This is a genomic window from Pseudomonas boreofloridensis, assembly GCF_030580795.1.
In the GTDB taxonomy this organism is placed as follows: domain Bacteria; phylum Pseudomonadota; class Gammaproteobacteria; order Pseudomonadales; family Pseudomonadaceae; genus Aquipseudomonas; species Aquipseudomonas boreofloridensis.
Genome location: NZ_JAUQOQ010000009.1, coordinates 162,903 through 182,101 on the forward strand (window position 1 = coordinate 162,903; position 19,199 = coordinate 182,101).

The following is a 19,199-nucleotide window of genomic DNA, read 5'->3' on the forward strand; positions in this document are numbered from 1 at the left end:
ATGAACCACCTGTTTTCCCGCGCGCTGCACACCGGTGCGGCGCTGCTGCTGGGACTGTCCTGCGCCGTGCAGGCCAGCGCTGCCCAGATCAAGGCCGGTCAATACGACGCGCTGATGCTGGCGGTCACCCCCGACCACCAGGTCGAGGGCTACTATTCCGAAACCCTCGGTCAAGGCGTCACCCGCACCTGTTCGTTCTACCTCAAAGGGCCGATCAACGGCGACGGCGCCGTGCCGCTGAACACCTGGGAGTACGACAGCTTCCCCGGCAGCCTGAAGGCCACCGCCGACGGGGTTACCCTCACCATCGAGAAGGGCCGGGAACACTCGGGTTGCGCCAGTGTGATGATGCCGCAGATCGCCACCGGGCTGGACCTGAGCCGTTACGCTGAAAAGCCCTGGATCGGCCTGCTCAAGATCAGCGCCGACAAGGCTTATCTGCGCAAGCAGGCGCGCGGCAGCACCAGCAAGCGCCCCTACATCGTCAAGGACGATGTGGTCGGTGTGCTGGCGTTCAAGGACGGTTGGGCCAAGGTCGAGTTCATCAACGACAACGACCGCTCGTTCAGCGGCTGGATCAGCCAGGAGCAGTACAGCCGTCTGGTGCCGCCCAAGCCTTGAGGTGTGTCGCGGCACCTGCTTTTATCGCCGAACAGGCTTATGATGCGCCTCTCGCAGCCCACCCATTCCTGAGAGAGGTCATCAGCATGGATCAGGTTGACGATCTGACCCGCCAGCGCATTCGTGACTGGCAAGCCCGCCGTCTGCAGATCAAGGATGAGATGGCCAGCCATCCCGAGCGCACCCTCGAACTGTCGACGCTGCTCGATCAGATGGAAGACGAGCACGCGCGTATTCTCGGCGAGGCCACGCCGCTGGCTACCCAGCCTGAAACCCCGGAAGAGGCTGAACCGGCGCCGGACCTGGCGTTGCGCCTGAGCGTCTCGGCGCGCAGCGCAGCCGACTTGCGCAAGCTGCTGGAACTGGCGCTGCATGAGCTCGACGGTGCGTTGGCTGCCCAGGCGGCCGCGTCGGCTGACAGCCTTCGCCGGTATCCGGGCGGCATGTCTGGCTCGTTGGGCACTTATGCCTATGAACTCCAAGCCACACCCCACCCCGATTTCGCTGAATGACCTGCGCGCATGCAACCTGAACATTACGATTTCGCCACCGCCGCCTTTTTGCCGGTCAGTCTGGAGGTGTGCCAGGCCTTGCTCGACGACGCCAGTGCCCTGGACGGTCTGAGCGACCCGGAGCTGGCTGCGCTGCTGGTGATCCAGAACCTGGCGCAGGTGCGCGAGCAGGTGCTCGATCCGACCGCGGCCGAGCGGGTGCTGGTCAAGCTGTTGCGCTGGTCGGTCCATGGTCCGCATTCGGCAGGGGTGACCCTGACGTCCGAGGCGCAGCGCCTGTTCGACGCCCACAAGCTGTATTTCGGCCTGGAGCGGCTCAAGGGCTCGCGCGTACACCTGATGGACGCCGAGGAGGTGGCCGAGCGCGCTTACCTGCTGCCCGACGGCACCTGGGACACGCGCTTTTGTGCGCAGCGCCACCAGGCCCACAACCCGTTCAGCCAGCAGGCCATCACCGGCTTCAACAAGGAGCGCTGGCTCACCACCGAGCAGGACAAGCTGCTGCGCGTGCTGCGTGCCAATCCCGACGAGGACCTGCACGTGCAGGGCTATGCCGGCATCGGCAAGAGCTACCTGCTCGGCGGGCTGATCGACTGCCTGCCCAAAGGCCGGGTGCTGGCCCTGGCGCGCACACCGAACAAGCTCGACGCCCTGCGCCGGCGCATTGGCGGCGGCTCGCGCGCCGGCAAGACTTTCGCCGAGTTCGCCCAGGCCCTGATCAGCGGCCCCGGCGGCTATGCGCCGCGCTCGCCAGCGCGGTTGCCGAGCAAGCGTGCGGTCGCCGAACGCCTGGCGATCATGGGCTTTCGTCAGTACGACGGCGAGAAGACCCTGGATATCGCGCTGGAAGTGCTCAAGCGCTACTGCGAATCGCGCGAGCACAGCCTCAGCGCCCAGCACCTGCCGCACTTCGCCCAGGCGTTGAGCCGCGCCGACGCCCAGGTGCTGCTCGAGTACGCCAGTCGCCTGTGGCTTTACGTGCAGGATCATCCCGCCTGGGACCGCCAGACCGGTTTCGCCACGCTGCTGCTGCTCAAGCGCGCCAGCCTGTCCGGCCACAGCGCGCCGAGCCGCTACAGCCATGTGATCGTCGACGAAAGCCAGGACATGCCCGGCCCGCTGCTGCAGATCATCGAGCGCGGTCGTCAGGTGCTGATCACCCTGGGCGACGAGTACCAGCGTGCCGACGGCCCAGGGCTGCGCCGCGGTCGCCAGGTGCGCCAGCGCGACATTGCCTTCTCGGTGCGCTGCGGGCAAAAAGTCGAGAAGTTGATCAATCCGCTGATCGGCATGCACTCGAACAAGTCCAAGCTGGCGTTCGAGGGCGCCGGCAGCGTCGAGGTGGGCATCGAGTACTATCCGCTGGACTTCGTGCCGCCGCCCGGTTGCGTGGTGCTGACCGCTTCGCTGTGGGACTCGATGAAGTGGGCCCTGCAATTGGCCGACAACCAGTGCCAGGTCGGTTTCGCCGACAACCCGGCGATGAAGCGCTTCATGCACAGCGCCGTGCAGTTGTTCCGCGCCGACCTGTATGGCGCAGGCAGCGAGGGCGAGCAGACTCACCCGGCGTTCGCCCATGCGTTGAACTGGCGGCAGGTGCAGGACGAGCATCGCTATGACGAGTCGTTCCTGTGGGTCGAGGCGCGCTTGCAGGCCGGTTTTCGCATCGCCGATCTCAACGCCCTGGCCACGCGCTTCAGTCAGGACCCCGGCAGCCTGCTGCTGATGCCGGCGCAGGAGGCCGGCGGTCAGGAGTTCGACCGCGTGCTGCTGACCCAGGAACTGATGGCGCTCAGCCCGTTCCAGGACGCCTACGCCTTCGACACCCGCCTGTGCGCGGTGTACATCGCCCTGTCACGGGCGCGCCGCCACCTCTATCTGCCCTATGACGTGGAAGAGTGGGTGGCCTATCACAAAGGTCGCACGTTCCGGCAGACGCATGGCTATTGATCGGCACTCTGCAGTTCCGCGGCCTGGGTGTAGCGCTGGACGATACGCTCCACTTCGCCGGACTGCTTGAGCCGGACCATGGCGCGCAGCACGCGCTGGGCCGGGATGTTCGGATCGTTGCGCACCATGCAGCCCAGGTCCTGTTCCTCGAGCAGCAACAACGGACGCAGACGCTGCTCGGCCGTTTGCTGACGATTGAACCACTGCAGTGACAACTGGTTGCTCACCGCGTAGCGGTAGCGGCCGGCCTGCAGTTTTTGCAGGGCCAGGTCCTGGTTGCGGCTGTCTTCGCGCTGTAGCAGGTGCTGGGCGAACAACGGCTGGAGGGCAGGGTAGGTGTAGCCGAGCACGGTGCCGATGGCTTGAGCCGGCAACTGCGCCAGCCCACCGGGCAGGCTTTCGCCGGCACGCCCCACCAGCAGGTCGCGCTGGCGGATCAAGGGCACGCTCCAGATGAAATTGCCCGGGCGCTCATTGAGCCAGTCGCTGGCCACGTAGCAGCGCACATCGATGTCGCCGTCGAGCATCGCCTGTTCCAGGCGCAGGCGCGCCAGCACATGGTACTGCGGGGTGATCTCGGCTTCGCGGGCCACCGCCTTCATCAGGTCGAAGAGAATGCCCTGGACCGGCACCTGATCCTCCAGGCGGATCAAGGGCATGCTCCAGCTTTCGGCGATGGAAAAGCGCATCACCGACGGCTCGGCCAGCGCGCTGGCGCTGCACACGGACAGGATGGCGAGAAATCGGCGCACGTCTACCCTCCAGGTTCATTCACGATTTCAGCGGCGTGTACCGCAGGCATGCGGCGCAGGGTGCAATTTTGCCCCCGCTCCGCTAGCATTGGCGATCTTCCGCTTGTTCTGGCTGCGATGGTTTTTCGATGAGTTATCAGGTTCTTGCACGTAAATGGCGGCCGCGCTCGTTCCGCGAGATGGTCGGGCAGACCCATGTGCTCAAGGCATTGATCAACGCCCTGGACAACCAGCGCCTGCACCACGCCTATCTGTTCACCGGCACGCGCGGCGTGGGCAAGACCACCATCGCGCGGATCATCGCCAAGTGCCTGAACTGCGAAACCGGCATCACGTCCACCCCCTGCGGCACCTGTTCGGTGTGTCGCGAAATCGACGAGGGCCGCTTCGTCGACCTGATCGAGATCGACGCCGCCAGCCGCACCAAGGTCGAGGATACCCGCGAACTGCTCGACAACGTGCAGTACGCACCGAGCCGCGGGCGCTTCAAGGTCTACCTGATCGACGAAGTGCACATGCTCTCCAGCCATTCTTTCAATGCCTTGCTCAAGACGCTGGAGGAGCCGCCGCCCTACGTCAAGTTCATCCTGGCCACTACCGATCCGCAGAAGCTGCCGGCGACCATCCTGTCGCGCTGCTTGCAGTTCTCGCTGAAGAACATGAGCCCGGAGCGGGTGGTCGAGCACTTGAGCCACGTGCTCGAGGCCGAAAACGTGCCGTTCGAGCAGGACGCCTTGTGGCTGCTCGGCCGCGCCGCCGACGGTTCGATGCGCGATGCCATGAGCCTGACCGACCAGGCCATCGCCTTCGGCGAGGGCAAGGTGCTGGCCGCCGACGTGCGGGCGATGCTGGGCACGCTGGATCATGGTCAGGTCTACGGCGTGCTGCAGGCGCTGCTCGAAGGCGATGCCCGCGCGCTGCTGGAGGCAGTGCGCGAGCTGGCCGAGCAGGGCCCGGACTGGAGCGGCGTGCTGGCCGAGATGCTCAATGTGCTGCACCGGGTGGCCATCGCCCAGGCGCTGCCCGAGGCGGTGGACAATGGCCAGGGCGACCGTGACAAGGTGCTGGCCCTGGCCGCCGCGCTGCCGGCCGAGGACGTGCAGTTCTATTACCAGATGGGCCTGATCGGCCGACGTGACCTGCCCCTGGCACCGGAGCCGCGCGGCGGCTTCGAGATGGTCCTGCTGCGCATGCTGGCGTTCCGTCCGGCCGATGCCGACGACGCCCCGAAACCGGTGCTAAAGCCGGTGGGGATCAGCCAGGCCACAGCTGATCCCGCCCAGCCGGTGGCGACGGTGGCGGTTGCCGAGGCGCCTGCGCCGGTCGTCGAGCCGGCCCCGGCGCCGGCCGTCGAAGCGCCGCTGCCCGCCGAGCCTGCGGTACCGGTGCAAGCCGAACCCGAACCCGTCGCCCAGGACGAACCTGGCGTCGAGCCCGCCGATGAACACGCTGTCGAGGAGGTGATCGACCTGCCGTGGGAAGCGGCCGTGGCGCCTGAGCCCCAAGCGCCTGCGCCTGTCGCGGCTCCCGCCCCGGTCCAACCGCCGCGTGGCCAGCCTGATTACGACGAGCCGCCCTTCGATCCAGGCGCCTATGCGTCGGTCGGGATGGAGCGCGACGACGACGGCCCGGATGACGACTACTACGCGCCCGAAGCCGACCCCGCCAGCTTCACCTACCTGGACGAGCTGGCCGAGCACGTGCACGAAGCCGAACCGCTCACCCCGCCCGAGCCGCTGCCAGCGGCTCAGCCGGCCACCGGGTTGGCCCTGCAGTGGCTGGAATTATTCCCGCACTTGCCGGTCTCGGGTATGACAGGCAACATCGCCGCGAACTGCACGCTGATCCGCGCCGAAGGCGACGACTGGCTGCTGCACCTGGACCCGGGGCAGGGCGCGCTGTTCAACAGTACCCAGCAACGGCGCCTGAACGAAGCGCTCAACCAGCACCTGGGGCGCAGCCTGCGCCTGCAGATCGAGCTGATTCGCCCCGAGCAGGAAACCCCGGCCCAGGCCGCCGCGCGCAAGCGCGCCGAGCGTCAGCACGACGCCGAGGTGTCGATCGAGCAAGACCCGCTGGTCCAGCAGATGATCCAGCGGTTCGGCGCACGCGTGCGCCACGATACAATCGAACCCGTGGAGACCGCCCAGGCCAGTCCTGGGCAGTGAACGAACACCCTGCACCCGACCCAGAGCCGGGTGCATACATGACCCAATCGAGGATTTCCCCATGATGAAAGGTGGCATGGCCGGCCTGATGAAGCAGGCCCAGCAGATGCAGGAAAAAATGGCCAAGATGCAGGAAGAACTGGCCAATGCGGAAGTCACCGGTCAGTCCGGCGCCGGCCTGGTCAGCGTGGTGATGACCGGTCGTCACGATGTCAAGCGGGTCAATATCGACGCCAGCCTGATGACCACCGACCCGGACGACAAGGAAGTGCTCGAGGACCTGATCGCTGCGGCGCTGAACGACGCCGTGCGCAAGATCGAGCAGAACAGCCAGGACAAGATGGGCAACATGACCGCTGGCATGCAACTGCCGCCGGGCTTCAAGATGCCGTTCTGAGGGGTTCTCGGACACCTACAGGGAGCACGGTCCTCTGACCGCTGCTCCCTTCTTCATTCTGCACTACTGACAGGCCTGTCCCCATGAGCTTCAGCCCTTTGATCCGCCAACTGATCGACGCCCTGCGCGTGCTCCCCGGCGTCGGCCAGAAAACCGCCCAGCGCATGGCCCTGCAGTTGCTCGAACGCGACCGCAGCGGCGGCACGCGCCTGGCCCAGGCCCTTGGCCAAGCCATGGAGGGCGTTGGCCACTGTCGCCAGTGCCGCACCCTCACCGAACAGGAACTGTGCCCGCAATGCGCCGACCCACGGCGCGACGATACCCAACTGTGCGTGGTGGAAGGGCCGATGGACGTGTATGCGGTGGAGCAGACCGGCTATCGCGGCCGCTACTTCGTGCTCAAGGGGCACCTGTCGCCGCTCGATGGCCTCGGCCCTGAGGCGATCGGTATTCCACAGTTGATGGCGCGCATAGAAGAGCAGGGCACCTTCACCGAAGTGATCCTGGCGACTAACCCGACCGTGGAGGGCGAGGCCACCGCGCACTACATCGCCCAGTTGCTGGCCGAGAAGGGCCTGACCGCTTCGCGCATCGCCCACGGCGTGCCGCTGGGTGGCGAGCTGGAACTGGTCGATGGCGGCACGCTGGCGCATGCTTTCGCGGGCCGCCGACCGATTTCGCTCTAGCGTCAAGCGGCGCCGTCGCGGCAGCCAGGTGCTGCGGCGACGGCGCGAGCGGCCTGATTACTGGCCGGTATAGATCTGGTCGAACACGCCACCGTCGTTGAAGTGGGTCTTCTGCACGGTGCGCCAGTCGCCGAAGGTCTTCTCCACCGAGAGGAAATCGACTTTCGGGAAGCGGTCGGTGTACTTGGCCAGAACCGTGGCATCGCGCGGGCGCAGGTAGTTCTGAGCGGCGATCTCCTGGGCCGCTGGCGACCACAGGTATTTCAGGTACTCCTCGGCCACGGCCTGGGTACCCTTCTTGGCCACCACCTTGTCGACCACGCTGACCGGCGGCTCGGCCTCGGCCGACACGCTCGGGTAGACCACCTCGAATTGATCGCGGCCAAATTCGCGAGCGATCATCTCCGCCTCGTTCTCGAAGGTCACCAAGACGTCGCCGATCTGGTTGGTCATGAACGTGGTGGTGGCGGCGCGACCCCCGGTGTCGAGCACCGGCGCCTGCTTGAACAGCTTGCCGACGAACTCGCGCGCCTTGGCCTCATCACCGCCCTGCTTGAGCACATAGCCCCAGGCCGAGAGGTAGGTGTAGCGGCCGTTGCCCGAGGTCTTGGGGTTGGGCACGATCACCTGGACGCCGTCCTTGAGCAGGTCCGGCCAGTCTTTCAGGGCCTTGGGGTTGCCCTTGCGCACGATGAACACGGTGGCCGAGGTGAAGGGCGCACTGTTGTTCGGCAGACGGCTGACCCAGTTGTCCGGGATCAGCTTGCCGTTGTCGACCAGCGCGTTGATGTCGGTGGCCATGTTCATGGTGATCACATCGGCCGGCAGGCCGTCGATCACCGCGCGCGCCTGTTTGCTCGAGCCGCCGAAGGACATCTGCACATTGACCTTCTCCTGGTGCTGTTGCTCCCAGTGCTTCTGGAATGCCGGGTTGTAGTCCTTGTAGAAGTCGCGCATCACGTCGTAGGACACGTTCAGCAGCGTCGGTGCAGCCTGGGCCAGCGTGCCCAGCGTAAGCCCGGCGACGAGCAGCGAGGCACTGAAGAGTTTTTTCACAGCGGGCGATCCTTGTTGTGAGTGAAAGTTTGGCAATTTGCCAGCAACTATAACCGTGGGTTCTTGCGCCTTTAAAGACCGAAACGGACTTTGCTTATGCCTGCCCGGTCTTGGGAAACAACGGGTTGCCGCAGCGCGAGCAGAATGCCGCCGCCGGCTCGTGGGTGTTCTTGGCACAGGTGGGGCAGTCGTGGCGCAACTGCTCGCCGCGCATGGCGTTGGCCAGCTCGGCGGTGAAGATGCCGGTGGGCACCGCGATGATCGAGTAACCGATGATCATCACCATCGAGGACACCACCTGGCCAAGCGGCGTCCTGGGCACGATGTCGCCGAAGCCCACGGTGGTCAGGGTGACGATGGCCCAGTAGATACCCTTGGGAATGCTGGTGAACCCATGTTCGGGGCCTTCGATCACGTACATCAGCGTGCCGAACACCGTCACCAGGGTCGAGACGCTGACCAGGAACACGATGATCTTCTGCTTGCTGCCGCGCAGTGCATCGAGCAGGTAGTGCGCCTGCTTGAGGTAGGGGCCGAGCTTGAGCACGCGGAAAATGCGCAGCATGCGGATGACCCGCACGATCAGCAGGTACTGGGCGTCGCTGTAGTACAGGGCGATGATCCCCGGCACGATGGCTAGCAGGTCGACCAGCCCGTAGAAGCTGAAGGCGTAGCGCAGCGGCTTGGGCGAGCAGTACAGGCGCGTCAGGTATTCGGCGAGGAAGATCGCCGTGAAGCCCCACTCGATGCCTGCCAGCAAGCCTGAGTAACTGCGGTGCACCTCGTCGATGCTGTCGAGAATGACCGTGACCAGGCTGGCGAGGATGATCAGCAGCAGGGTTTTGTCGAAGCGTCGGCCAGCCACCGTGTCGGACTGGAAGACGATGACGTAGAGCCGCTCGCGCAGGCTCGCAGGTGTGTCCATCTGAAGCGTTCCATAGGGCGTAGCGGCTGAGCCTATGGCCTGGCTCTCAGCCGTGCAAGCGTTGCACGTTGCGCCGCCGCGCGAGCCCGGCGAGATGGCCGCCCAGGTGCATCAGCCAGCAGGCGATGACGAAGGGTGCGGTGAGCGACGGCAGCGCGGCATGCGCGAACAGGGCCTGCACCAGCAGGGCCAGGGCGATGGCCAGCAGGGTGATCCAAGGACGCTCGCCGTGCCGGCTGAACGCCAGCGCCGCCAGGGCGGTGTTGAAACCGTACAGCCCCAGCGCCGCGGCCTGGGGCTGGTCGGCCAGCAGGGCCGCGCCACCGCCGAGCGTCGAGCCGAGCACGGCCCAGAGCGCCGCGTAGGGATGGGCGATCAACAGGCCGAGTACGATCAACAGTCCGGCCAGCGGCGCGTCCAGCAGGAACACCTGGCCCAGCCCGCGCAGCACGCCTTGCACGGGTTCGCCCGCCACCACCCAGGGCGCGGCGGGTTCGGCGAGCGCCAGGGCCGCGCAGCCCAGGAGCACGAAGGGCGCCGTGTAGGCGGTCAGCAAGGGCCCGCCGCGCTTGCGCCATTGGTGCGTGAGCATGCTCGACAGGCCCCCGGCGGCGAGAATCAAGGGCGGCAGGATGGCCGACCACGGCAGCACGGCGCTGATCAGCAGGCCGATCAGCACGCCGTTGTAGCTGTACAGCCCGGCCTGGCGGTCGGCGCGCTCGTAGCCTCGGCGTTGTGCCGTGAGCAGCCCGGCGAGCGCGCCGAGCAGGGCGCCGCCGACCAGGGCCGGCGCCGTGAGCAGGATTGCCAGCAGGCAGCACACGCCGCACAGGGGATTGCGCAGCAGCAGGACCTGGCTGAAGCCGTTGAGCAGGGCCGTGGCCCAGTCGGGGCACGGGTTGACGAAGTTCTTGGTGTACATGGGGCAGTCAGTGAAGGTGGCAGGAAGGCGCTGGGCCTCTTCGGGCCTCGGTTTTGCGCCGTGTCGTGGTGCGCTGCGCGGCGGCGGGTAGCCGCCCCGGCAGTCAGATCAGGGTCTCGATCCTCAAGGTGTTGGTGGTGCCCGGTTTGCCGAAGGGCACCCCGGCGGTAATCAGCAAGGTATCGCCGCGACAGGCCATACCTTGGGCCTGGGCGATCTCCAGCGCTGTCGAACAGATTTCGTCGACCTGATGCAGGCGGTCGTTGACCACCGAATGCACGCCCCAGGTCAGGCTCAGGCGTCGGGCGGTGCGCAGGTTGGGCGTCAGGTTGAGGATCGGCGCCGTCGGCCGTTCGCGCGCGGCGCGCAGGGTCGAGGCGCCCGACTCGCTGTAGTTGACCAGCACCGCCACCGGCAGGATGGCGCTGATACGGCGGATGGCGCAGCTGATGGCGTCCGACACCGTGGCCTCGGCCTTGGGCCGGGCGACGTCGAGCTGGGCCTGGTAGTCCGGGCCGTTCTCCACTTGGCGAATGATCTTGCTCATCATCTGCACCGCTTCCATCGGGTAGTCGCCGGACGCCGTCTCGGCCGACAGCATCACCGCATCGGCGCCTTCGGCCACGGCATTGGCCACATCGGTGACCTCGGCGCGGGTCGGCGCCGGAGAAAAGCGCATGGACTCGAGCATCTGCGTGGCCACCACCACTGGCTTGCCCAACTGGCGGCAGGTGCCGATGATGCGTTTCTGGATCTGCGGCACCTGCTCGGCCGGCACCTCCACACCCAGGTCGCCACGGGCGATCATGATCGCATCGGCCAGCTCGGCGATGGCCTGCAGGTGCTCTACCGCCGAAGGCTTTTCGATCTTGGCCATCAGGTAGGCACGCTCGCCGATCAGCTGCCGGGCCTCGACGATATCCTCCGGGCGCTGCACGAACGACAACGCCACCCAGTCCACCCCCAGCTCCAGGCCGAAGGCCAGGTCGCGGCGGTCCTTGTCGGTGAGTGGCGAGAGGTCGAGCAGCGCCTGGGGCACATTGACGCCCTTGCGGTCGGACAACTCGCCCCCGACCAGCACCTCGGTGTCGATGGCCTCGGCGTGCTTGGCGACAACCCGCAGGCGCAGCTTGCCGTCGTCCAGCAGCAGGTCCATGCCCGGCTGCAACGCCGCGATGATCGCCGGGTGCGGCAGGTTGACCCGCTGGCTGTCGCCCGGTGTCTCGTCCAGGTCCAGGCGCAGGTGCTGGCCGCGCTGCAAGTGCACCTGGCCTTCGGCGAAGCGCCCGACGCGCAGCTTCGGCCCTTGCAAGTCCATGAGGATGCCCAGCGGCCGGTTCATCTGCTGCTCGACCTCGCGGATCCACTGGTAGCGCAGGGCGTGGTCGGCGTGCTCGCCGTGGCTGAAGTTGAGGCGAAACAGGTTGACCCCGGCCTCGACCAGTTGGCGCACCGCGTCGCGGCTGCCGATGGCAGGCCCCAGGGTCGCGAGGATCTTCACTTTCTTGTCGAGCGTCATGGATGCGGGGCCTCGAGGATCAGAATGGCGCGGAAGTCGTTGACGTTGGTGCGGGTCGGTTCGGTGACGACCAGGGCGTCGAGTGCGGCGAAGTAGCCGTAGCCGTCGTTGTCATCCAGCGCGGCGCTGCTCGACAGGCCCAGGGCCTGGGCGCGGGCGTAGGTGGCCGGGGTCATCAAGGCGCCGGCGTTGTCTTCCGAGCCGTCGATACCGTCGGTGTCGCCGGCCAGGGCATAGACGCCGGGCAGTCCCTTGAGGCTGTCGGTGAGGCTCAGCAGGAATTCGGCATTGCGCCCGCCGCGGCCCGTGCCGCGCACGGTGACGGTGGTCTCGCCGCCGGACAGAATCACGCAGGGCGGCTTGAGCGGCTGGCCATGCAGGACGATCTGGCGGGCGATGCCGGCATGCACCTTGGCCACCTCGCGCGCCTCGCCCTCCAGGTCGCCGAGGATCAGTGGGCTGAAGCCGGCCCGGCGGGCGGCGACCGCGGCGGCTTCCAGGGATTGCTGGGGCTTGGCGATCAGTTGGAAATGGCTGCGACTGAGCGCCGGGTCGCCTGGCTTGACGGTTTCCGACGCGGGGTCGTGCAGCCAGTCGATCACGGCCTGCGGCGCGTCGATGGCGTAGCGCTTGAGAATCGCCAAGGCGTCGGCCGAGGTGCTGGGATCGGCCACGGTCGGCCCGGAGGCAATGACCGTGGCCAGGTCGCCCGGCACATCGGAAATGGCGTAGGTGTAGACACTGGCGGGCCAGCAGGCCTTGGCCAGACGCCCACCCTTGATCGCCGAGAGGTGCTTGCGCACGCAGTTCATCTCGCCGATGGTGGCGCCGGACTTGAGCAGCGCCTTGTTCACCTGCTGCTTGTCCGCCAGGCTCAGCCCCGCGGCGGGCAACGCCAACAGCGCGGAGCCGCCACCGGACAGCAGAAAGATGACCCGGTCTTTTTCTGTGAGGTCGCTCACCAGCGCCAGCACCCGTGTGGCCACGGCCAGCCCGGCCGCGTCGGGCACCGGATGGGCCGCTTCGACCACTTCGATTTTCTGGCAGCGTGCGCCGTGCCCGTAGCGGGTGACCACCAGTCCGCTGACCTCACCCTGCCAGCACTGCTCGACCACTTCGGCCATGGCCGCCGCAGCCTTGCCCGCGCCGATAACGATGACCCGCCCACTGCGATCGGCAGGCAGATGGCCCTCAAGGACCTGACGAGGATGTGCAGCCGCAATGGCCGTTTCAAACAATTCGAGCAGACGTTTCTGTGCATCGACCAACATGGCACTCTCCTGAGCGGCAAGCTACAAGCGGCAAGCTGCAAGCCGATCTGCTTTATCTTGCAGCTTGCCGCTTGCCGCTCGAATCTTCGGCTAGTCGCGAATGGAAAAGTTGGCCATGTGCTCGAGGCCTTTGATCAGCGCCGAGTGGTCCCAGTTGCCGCCGTCCAGGGCCTGGCAGGTGTTGAACACCTGCTGGGCGTTGGCGGTGTTGGGCAGGTTGATGCCCAGCTCCTTGGCGCCCTGCAGGGCCAGGTTGAGGTCTTTCTGGTGCAGGTTGATGCGGAAACCTGGATCGAAGGTGCCCTTGATCATGCGCTCGGCGTGCACCTCGAGAATCTTCGAGGAGGCGAAGCCGCCCATCAGCGCCTCGCGCACCTTGGCCGGGTCGGCGCCGTTCCTGGCTGCGAACAACAACGCTTCGGCCACCGCCTGGATATTCAGGGCGACGATGATCTGGTTGGCCACCTTGGCGGTCTGGCCGTCGCCGCTGCCGCCGACGCGGGTGATGTTCTTGCCCATGGCCTGGAACAGCGGCAGGGCGCGCTCGAAGGCCTTTTCGCAACCGCCGACCATGATGCTCAGGGTCGCGGCCTTGGCACCGACCTCGCCGCCTGAGACCGGCGCGTCCAGGTAGGCCGCGCCACTGCGCTCGATCTTCTCGGCGAAAGCCTTGGTGGCAATGGGCGAAATCGAGCTCATGTCGATCACCACCTTGTTCGGGCCGACGCCCTCGGCGACGCCCTGCTCGCCGAACAGTACCCCCTCGACCTGCGGCGTGTCGGGCACCATGACGATGATGAACTCGGCCTCCTGGGCCACTTCCCTGGGGTTGGCCAGGGCCACCGCGCCGGCGGCGATCAGGTCGGCGGGGGCCGCTGAGTGGTGGGTGGAGACGAACAGGCTGTGACCTGCCTTTTGCAGGTTCTGGGCCATGGGCTTGCCCATGATGCCGGTGCCGATGAAGCCGATCTTGGCCATGAGAATGTGCCTCTTTTTATTGGCGTTGTGGGTAGCTGATCGCGGGGCTGCCACGAAACCCTGTGGGAACGGGCTTGCCCCGCGAATGCGTTCGGTCAGGCGATGGAGGTGTCTGTGCGGGCGCTTTCGCGGGACACGCCCGCGCCCACCTGGGTCTTCAGCCAGCCCAGGCCGGCTTCGGTCGTGGTCAGCGGTTTGTACTCGGCGCCCACCCACCCCTGGTAACCGATACGGTCCAGGTGCTCGAACAGGAAGCGGTAGTTGATCTCGCCGGTGCCGGGCTCGTGGCGACCGGGGTTGTCGGCCAGTTGCACGTGGTTGATCAGCGCCAGGTTGGCTTGCAGCGTGCGCGCCAGGTCGCCTTCCATGATCTGCATGTGGTAGATGTCGTATTGCAGGTACAGGTTGGCACTGCCGACTTCGGCCTGGATCTCCAGGGCCTGCGCCGTGGTGTTCAGGTAGAAGCCAGGGATGTCACGGGTGTTGATCATCTCCATGACCAGACGGATACCGGCGGCCTGGAGTTTGTCGGCGGCGTACTGGAGGTTGGCGACGAAGGTCTGGCGCACGCTGGCCTCGTTCGCCGCAGGCGGACGGATGCCGGCCAGGGCGTTGACCTGGGTATTGCCCAGCACCTTGGCGTAGTCGATGGCCTTGTCGACGCCGGCGCGGAATTCCTCGACCCGGTCCGGGTGACAGGCGATGCCGCGCTCGCCGCTGGCCCAGTCGCCGGCGGGCAGGTTGAACAGCACCTGGGTCAGGCCATGGGCCTGCAGCTCGCGCTGGATGTCGTGGGCGCTGAAGTCGTAGGGAAACAGGTATTCGACACCGCTGAAGCCCGCGTCGGCGGCGGCCTTGAAGCGGGCCAGGAAGTCCTGTTCGGTGAACAGCATGGACAGGTTGGCGGCAAAGCGCGGCATGGGAGTCTCCTTGCGTGGGCAGTCAGTCGAGCAGCGAGAGGGCGGTCGGCGCGTCGTTGCCGACCAGCGCCAGGTCTTCGAATTCGTTGACCGCATTGATCTCGGTGCCCATGGAAATATTGGTCACTCGCTCGAGTATCACCTCGACCACCACCGGTACGCGCAACTGCTGGGCCATTTCCTGCGCCTTGCGCAGGGCCGGGGCGATGTCGTTCGGCTCGAACACCCGCAGTGCCTTGCAGCCCAGGCCCTCGACCACCGCGACGTGATCCACGCCGTAGTTGCCGGCCTCGGTGGCGTTGATGTTCTCGAAGGCGAGTTGAACACAGTAGTCCATGTCGAAGCCACGCTGGGCCTGGCGGATCAGGCCGAGGTAGGCGTTGTTCACCAGCACGTGGACATAGGGCAGGTTGAACTGCGCGCCCACGGCCAGTTCCTCGATCATGAACTGGAAATCGTAGTCGCCCGACAGCGCCACCACCTGGCGCGCAGGGTCGGCCTTGACCACGCCGAGGGCGGCGGGGATGGTCCAGCCCAGCGGGCCGGCCTGGCCGCAGTTGATCCAGTGCCGTGGCTTGTACACATGCAGGAACTGCGCGCCAGCGATCTGCGACAGGCCGATGGTGCTGACATAGCAGGTGTCCTTGCCGAACACCTGGTTCATCTCCTGGTACACCCGCTGCGGCTTGACCGGCACCTGGTCGAAGTGGGTCTTGCGTTGCAGGCTGGCCTTGCGCTGCTGGCAGTCCTGCAACCAGTCCTTGCGGCACTTGAGCTTGCCGGCCGCCTGCCACTCGCGGGCCACCTCGATGAATGCATCGAGCGCCGCGCCGGCATCGGAGACGATCCCCAGGTCCGGGGTGAACACCCGGCCGATCTGGGTGGGCTCGATGTCCACGTGAATGAAGCGGCGGCCCTCGGTGTAGACCTCCACGGAGCCGGTATGGCGGTTGGCCCAGCGGTTGCCGATGCCGAACACCAGGTCGGACTTGAGCAAAGTGGCATTGCCGTAGCGGTGCGAGGTTTGCAGCCCGACCATGCCGACCATCTGCGGATGATCGTCGGGCAGGCAGCCCCAGCCCATCAAGGTCGGAATCACCGGCACGCCGGTCAGTTCGGCGAATGCCACCAGCTTGTCGCTGGCATCGGCATTGATGATGCCGCCGCCGGCCACCAGCAGCGGGCGTTCGGCGTCGTTGAGCAGTGCCAGGGCCTTTTCCGCCTGGATGCGCGTGGCCGAGGGCTTGTGTACCGGCAGCGGTTCGTAGGCCTCGATGTCGAACTCGATCTCGGCCATCTGCACGTCGAATGGCAAATCGATCAGCACCGGGCCGGGGCGGCCGCTGCGCATTTCGTGGAAGGCTTTCTGGAAGGCGTAGGGCACCTGGCCTGGCTCCAGCACGGTGGTCGCCCACTTGGTCACCGGCTTGACGATGCTGGTGATGTCCACCGCCTGGAAGTCTTCCTTGTGCAGGCGCGAGCGCGGCGCCTGGCCGGTGATGCAGAGGATGGGGATGGAGTCGGCCGAGGCACTGTACAGGCCGGTGACCATGTCGGTGCCGGCAGGACCGGAGGTGCCGATGCACACCCCGATGTTGCCGGGGTTGGCGCGGGTATAGCCTTCAGCCATGTGCGAGGCCCCTTCGACATGGCGCGCGAGGACGTGATCGATGCCGCCAACCTTCTTCAGGGCCGAGTACAGCGGGTTGATCGCCGCGCCTGGAATGCCGAAGGCGGTGTCGACGCCTTCCCGGCGCATGACCAGTACGGCGGCATCGATTGCTCTCATTTTGCTCATGTCTTGTGCCTCATTTATTTTGTAATTGTATACAACACGACTTGCGGACGAGTGTATTCATGGTCTGAGTTCAAGGTCAATGGGTTTTCATCGGATGCTCTGCAGATCGAATCGATGAGTGGGCGTAGCGCTTGATTGGTGCTGCTTTGCAGCCCTGTCGCGACACCGGGCCGCTCCCATACCTACCGCATGAGCTCAGTCTTTCGGGCAATTCTCGGGGACGGCTGCGGGACGTAGGAAGGCCACGACGCAGTGTGAACGTGCCGGAGCCCCAGCCTAATTGATCGAAATTATTGTATACAAATATCTATTATTCTGTGCTCTATTGGTCTACCTGCATTCCGGCCCCACACAACAATAAAAGGACCTCCCATGACTGCACTCACCCTCAACGTCGCCAACACCCTGGTCCACGCCGCGCTCTGCGCTGGACGCCGAATCGACGCGGCCCCTCTCACCGTGGCCGTGCTGGACGCCGGCGGGCATCTGTTGGCCTTGCAGCGCGAGGACGGGGCCAGCCTGCTGCGTCCGCAACTGGCCACGGCCAAGGCCTGGGGCGCGGTGGCGCTGGGCAAGGGGTCGCGCCTGCTGGCGCTGGACGCGCAGCAGCGCCCGGCGTTCTTCGCCGCGCTCAACGGGCTGGGTGACGGCGCCGTGGTACCGGCGCCGGGAGGCGTGCTGATTCGCGATCAGGCCGGCACGGTGCTGGGCGCGCTGGGCATCAGTGGCGATACCTCGGATGTCGACGAGCAGTGCGCGATCAGTGCGATCGAGTCGCTGGGCTTGCGGGCAGATGCGGGCGCGGCGGTGTGAGCCGGCGGGCAGTGTCGGGCCCTTGGCAGGTGAGGGCCCGGGGGATGTTCACGCAGGCTCCGGCTCGCAACCCTTGAGCACCAGGCGGATGATGGTGTCGGCGGCCGCGTCGTAGTCGCTGTCGCTGAGTTTCGCCTTGCCGGTGACCACGGCGATCTGCCAGTCGAAGTCCGCGTAGGTCTGGGTCGCGGCCCAGATGCTGAACATCAGGTGGTGCGGATCGACCGGGGCGATCTGCCCGCGTTCGATCCAGCGCTGGATGCATTCGATGTTGTGCCGGGCCTGCTCGTTGAGCTGCTCCACCTGCGACGGCGACAGGTGCGGGGCGCCGTGCATGATCTCGCTGGCGAACACCTTGGACGCATGGGGCAGGTCGCGGGAGATGCGGACCTTCGAGCGGATGTAGTTGCTGAGCACTTCCTGCGGATCGCCCTCGGCATTGAACGGCGTGGAGGCCTGCATGATCGGTGCGATGATGCTTTCCAGCACCTCGCGGTAGAGGTTTTCCTTGGACTTGAAGTAGTAGTAGACATTCGGCTTGGGCAGCCCGGCCTTGGCCGCGATGTCGCTGGTCTTGGTAGCCGCGAAGCCCTTGTCGGCGAATTCCTCGCTGGCCGCGCGCAGGATCAGTTCCTTGTTGCGCTCGCGAATCGTGCTCATGGTCTGTGGATCTTCCTGTGACTGGCCGCCTCTAGGCTTTGTCTGAAAAGCCTTGATACTCGGTGATGCTGCGTTGAAAACCGCCTCGGAATGCTCATTTACAACACGTAAACTCCGCTTCCTCGGCGGTTTTCGCCTTGCCTGACCTTCGTCTCAAGACTTTTCAAACAAAGCCTAAGAGCGAGCAGGCATGGTAGCACCGTGCCGCAGAACCGCTCAAGGCAACGGCTTGGGCGGTATCAGTCGCGTATCATGCACTCGGCAGGCCGGTCGGATGGCCTCGCCGGGGTGCTGACACGGCACGAATCTATCAAGGGTAAAAGCAATGGCAGGCAGCAGTTTTTTCGCGTTGTTGGATGATATCGCGGCCCTTCTGGACGATATTTCGCTGATGAGCAAGGTGGCGGCGAAGAAGTCCGCCAGCGTGCTCAGCGACGACCTGGCGGTCAATGCCGAGCAGGTCACCGGCATGAAGGCGGACCGGGAATTGCCGGTGGTGTGGGCGGTGTTCAAGGGCTCGCTGAGGAACAAGGCCATTCTGGTGCCGTGCGCGCTGGTACTGAGCGCCGTGCTGCCAGCGGCGGTCAAATGGCTGCTCATGGCTGGCGGCCTGTACCTGTGCTACGAGGGCTTTGAGGCGATCAAGGACAAGCTGTCACGTGACAAGCCCGGCGATGAGGCGCAGGCCAGCAAATCGGTACCGCGCAGCGCCGAGGCGCTTGCCGAGTACGAACAGCGCAAGATCAAGGGGGCGATCAAGACCGACTTCATCCTCAGCGCCGAAATCATCGTCATCACCTTGAACGTGGTGGCCGAGGCGCCGTTGTACCAGCAGATTCTCACGCTGGTGATCATCGCCCTGTTGATGACGGTCGGTGTCTACGGCCTGGTCGCCGGCATCGTGCGGCTGGATGACGCTGGCTTCGCCCTGGCCAAGTCCAAGGCCCAGGGGCTGTGGGGGCGGTGCGTGAAAAGCGTGGGGCGGGGCCTGGTGGCCGCCGCGCCGATGCTGATGAAAGCGCTGTCCTGGATCGGCACGGTGGCCATGTTCCTGGTGGGCGGCACGTTCATCGCCGAAGGCATCCACCCGTTGGAGCAGGGCCTGGAGTCGCTCGTGGCGGCCAGCGGCGCCTGGGGGCCGGTGGTCAAATATGCCCTGTTCGGCGTGGTCGGCGCGGTGGCCGGCTTCATCACGGCGCTGATCGTCGGCGGCTTTTCCAAGCTTCGCCAGCGCCAGGCGGCGTAAACCGT

18 protein-coding genes are annotated in these 19,199 nt (G+C 65.9%); 8 read left to right on the forward strand and 10 right to left on the reverse strand.

Features of this window, described 5'->3' with window-relative positions; genetic code table 11:
• From Q6A47_RS13360 to Q6A47_RS13370, 3 genes are all read left to right on the forward strand, one after another.
• The gene (locus Q6A47_RS13360; protein WP_029614617.1) at positions 1 to 621 is read left to right on the forward strand and encodes a hypothetical protein; all 621 of its coding nucleotides are present in this window, start codon (positions 1 to 3) and stop codon (positions 619 to 621) included.
• Positions 622 to 707: 86 nt separating this feature from the next.
• Positions 708 to 1,133 (forward strand): hypothetical protein, encoded by a 426-nt coding sequence (locus tag Q6A47_RS13365; RefSeq protein WP_304484522.1) that lies wholly within the window; start codon positions 708 to 710, stop codon positions 1,131 to 1,133.
• Positions 1,134 to 1,142: 9 nt separating this feature from the next.
• The gene (locus tag Q6A47_RS13370) at positions 1,143 to 3,083 is read left to right on the forward strand and encodes a hypothetical protein (protein WP_304484523.1); all 1,941 of its coding nucleotides are present in this window, start codon (positions 1,143 to 1,145) and stop codon (positions 3,081 to 3,083) included.
• On the opposite strand, the gene Q6A47_RS13375 is transcribed toward Q6A47_RS13370, so the two are convergent.
• Positions 3,077 to 3,835 (reverse strand): substrate-binding periplasmic protein, encoded by a 759-nt coding sequence (locus Q6A47_RS13375; RefSeq protein WP_304484524.1) that lies wholly within the window; start codon positions 3,833 to 3,835, stop codon positions 3,077 to 3,079. The two genes, Q6A47_RS13370 and Q6A47_RS13375, sit on opposite strands and share 7 nt — an antisense overlap.
• A gap of 128 nt (positions 3,836 to 3,963) precedes the next feature.
• Here Q6A47_RS13375 and dnaX point away from each other — a divergent pair, with 128 nt between their 5' ends.
• The 3 genes from dnaX (at position 3,964) to recR (ending at position 7,086) form a co-directional block, all read left to right on the forward strand.
• Complete coding sequence (dnaX, locus tag Q6A47_RS13380) at positions 3,964 to 6,003, forward strand: DNA polymerase III subunit gamma/tau (protein ID WP_304484525.1); 2,040 nt, start codon at positions 3,964 to 3,966, stop codon at positions 6,001 to 6,003.
• 61 nt (positions 6,004 to 6,064) lie between these two features.
• Positions 6,065 to 6,400 carry a YbaB/EbfC family nucleoid-associated protein gene (locus Q6A47_RS13385; RefSeq protein WP_029614614.1) on the forward strand — a complete coding sequence of 112 codons (336 nt, stop codon included), beginning with the start codon at positions 6,065 to 6,067 and terminating at the stop codon, positions 6,398 to 6,400.
• An 83-nt stretch (positions 6,401 to 6,483) separates the two neighbouring features.
• Positions 6,484 to 7,086, forward strand: coding sequence for a recombination mediator RecR (recR, locus tag Q6A47_RS13390; RefSeq protein ID WP_039576452.1), 603 nt, complete (start codon positions 6,484 to 6,486; stop codon positions 7,084 to 7,086).
• Positions 7,087 to 7,143: 57 nt separating this feature from the next.
• Here recR and Q6A47_RS13395 read toward each other — a convergent pair whose 3' ends face one another.
• The 8 genes from Q6A47_RS13395 to gcl form a co-directional block, all read right to left on the reverse strand.
• On the reverse strand, positions 7,144 to 8,142 hold the full coding sequence (locus Q6A47_RS13395; RefSeq protein ID WP_304484526.1) for a sulfate ABC transporter substrate-binding protein: 999 nt from the start codon (positions 8,140 to 8,142) through the stop codon (positions 7,144 to 7,146).
• A 94-nt stretch (positions 8,143 to 8,236) separates the two neighbouring features.
• A complete protein-coding gene (locus Q6A47_RS13400; protein WP_029614612.1) occupies positions 8,237 to 9,067 on the reverse strand; it encodes an ion transporter in 831 nt (276 codons plus the stop codon).
• Between the two features lie 46 nt (positions 9,068 to 9,113).
• The gene (locus Q6A47_RS13405; protein WP_304484527.1) at positions 9,114 to 9,989 is read right to left on the reverse strand and encodes an urea transporter; all 876 of its coding nucleotides are present in this window, start codon (positions 9,987 to 9,989) and stop codon (positions 9,114 to 9,116) included.
• Between the two features lie 103 nt (positions 9,990 to 10,092).
• A complete protein-coding gene (pyk, locus tag Q6A47_RS13410) occupies positions 10,093 to 11,508 on the reverse strand; it encodes a pyruvate kinase (protein WP_039576460.1) in 1,416 nt (471 codons plus the stop codon).
• Positions 11,505 to 12,779 (reverse strand): glycerate kinase type-2 family protein, encoded by a 1,275-nt coding sequence (locus tag Q6A47_RS13415; RefSeq protein ID WP_304484528.1) that lies wholly within the window; start codon positions 12,777 to 12,779, stop codon positions 11,505 to 11,507. Before Q6A47_RS13415 ends, pyk begins: the two co-directional genes overlap by 4 nt.
• Before the next feature lie 90 nt (positions 12,780 to 12,869).
• Positions 12,870 to 13,757, reverse strand: coding sequence for a 2-hydroxy-3-oxopropionate reductase (locus Q6A47_RS13420; protein WP_304484529.1), 888 nt, complete (start codon positions 13,755 to 13,757; stop codon positions 12,870 to 12,872).
• A gap of 95 nt (positions 13,758 to 13,852) precedes the next feature.
• Positions 13,853 to 14,677 carry a hydroxypyruvate isomerase gene (gene hyi / locus Q6A47_RS13425; protein WP_116887874.1) on the reverse strand — a complete coding sequence of 275 codons (825 nt, stop codon included), beginning with the start codon at positions 14,675 to 14,677 and terminating at the stop codon, positions 13,853 to 13,855.
• 22 nt (positions 14,678 to 14,699) lie between these two features.
• Positions 14,700 to 16,475: a glyoxylate carboligase gene (gene gcl / locus Q6A47_RS13430; protein ID WP_304484530.1), complete on the reverse strand. Its 1,776-nt coding sequence runs from the start codon at positions 16,473 to 16,475 to the stop codon at positions 14,700 to 14,702.
• A 372-nt stretch (positions 16,476 to 16,847) separates the two neighbouring features.
• Here gcl and Q6A47_RS13435 point away from each other — a divergent pair, with 372 nt between their 5' ends.
• A complete protein-coding gene (locus tag Q6A47_RS13435) occupies positions 16,848 to 17,288 on the forward strand; it encodes a GlcG/HbpS family heme-binding protein (RefSeq protein ID WP_039576471.1) in 441 nt (146 codons plus the stop codon).
• Positions 17,289 to 17,336: 48 nt separating this feature from the next.
• On the opposite strand, the gene Q6A47_RS13440 is transcribed toward Q6A47_RS13435, so the two are convergent.
• A complete protein-coding gene (locus Q6A47_RS13440; RefSeq protein ID WP_029613870.1) occupies positions 17,337 to 17,948 on the reverse strand; it encodes a TetR/AcrR family transcriptional regulator in 612 nt (203 codons plus the stop codon).
• Between the two features lie 325 nt (positions 17,949 to 18,273).
• On the opposite strand from Q6A47_RS13440, the gene Q6A47_RS13445 reads away from it, so the two are divergent.
• Entirely contained in the window at positions 18,274 to 19,194 is a 921-nt protein-coding gene (locus tag Q6A47_RS13445) for a DUF808 domain-containing protein (protein WP_304484531.1), read from the forward strand.
• The last annotated feature ends 5 nt before the right edge of the window (positions 19,195 to 19,199 follow it).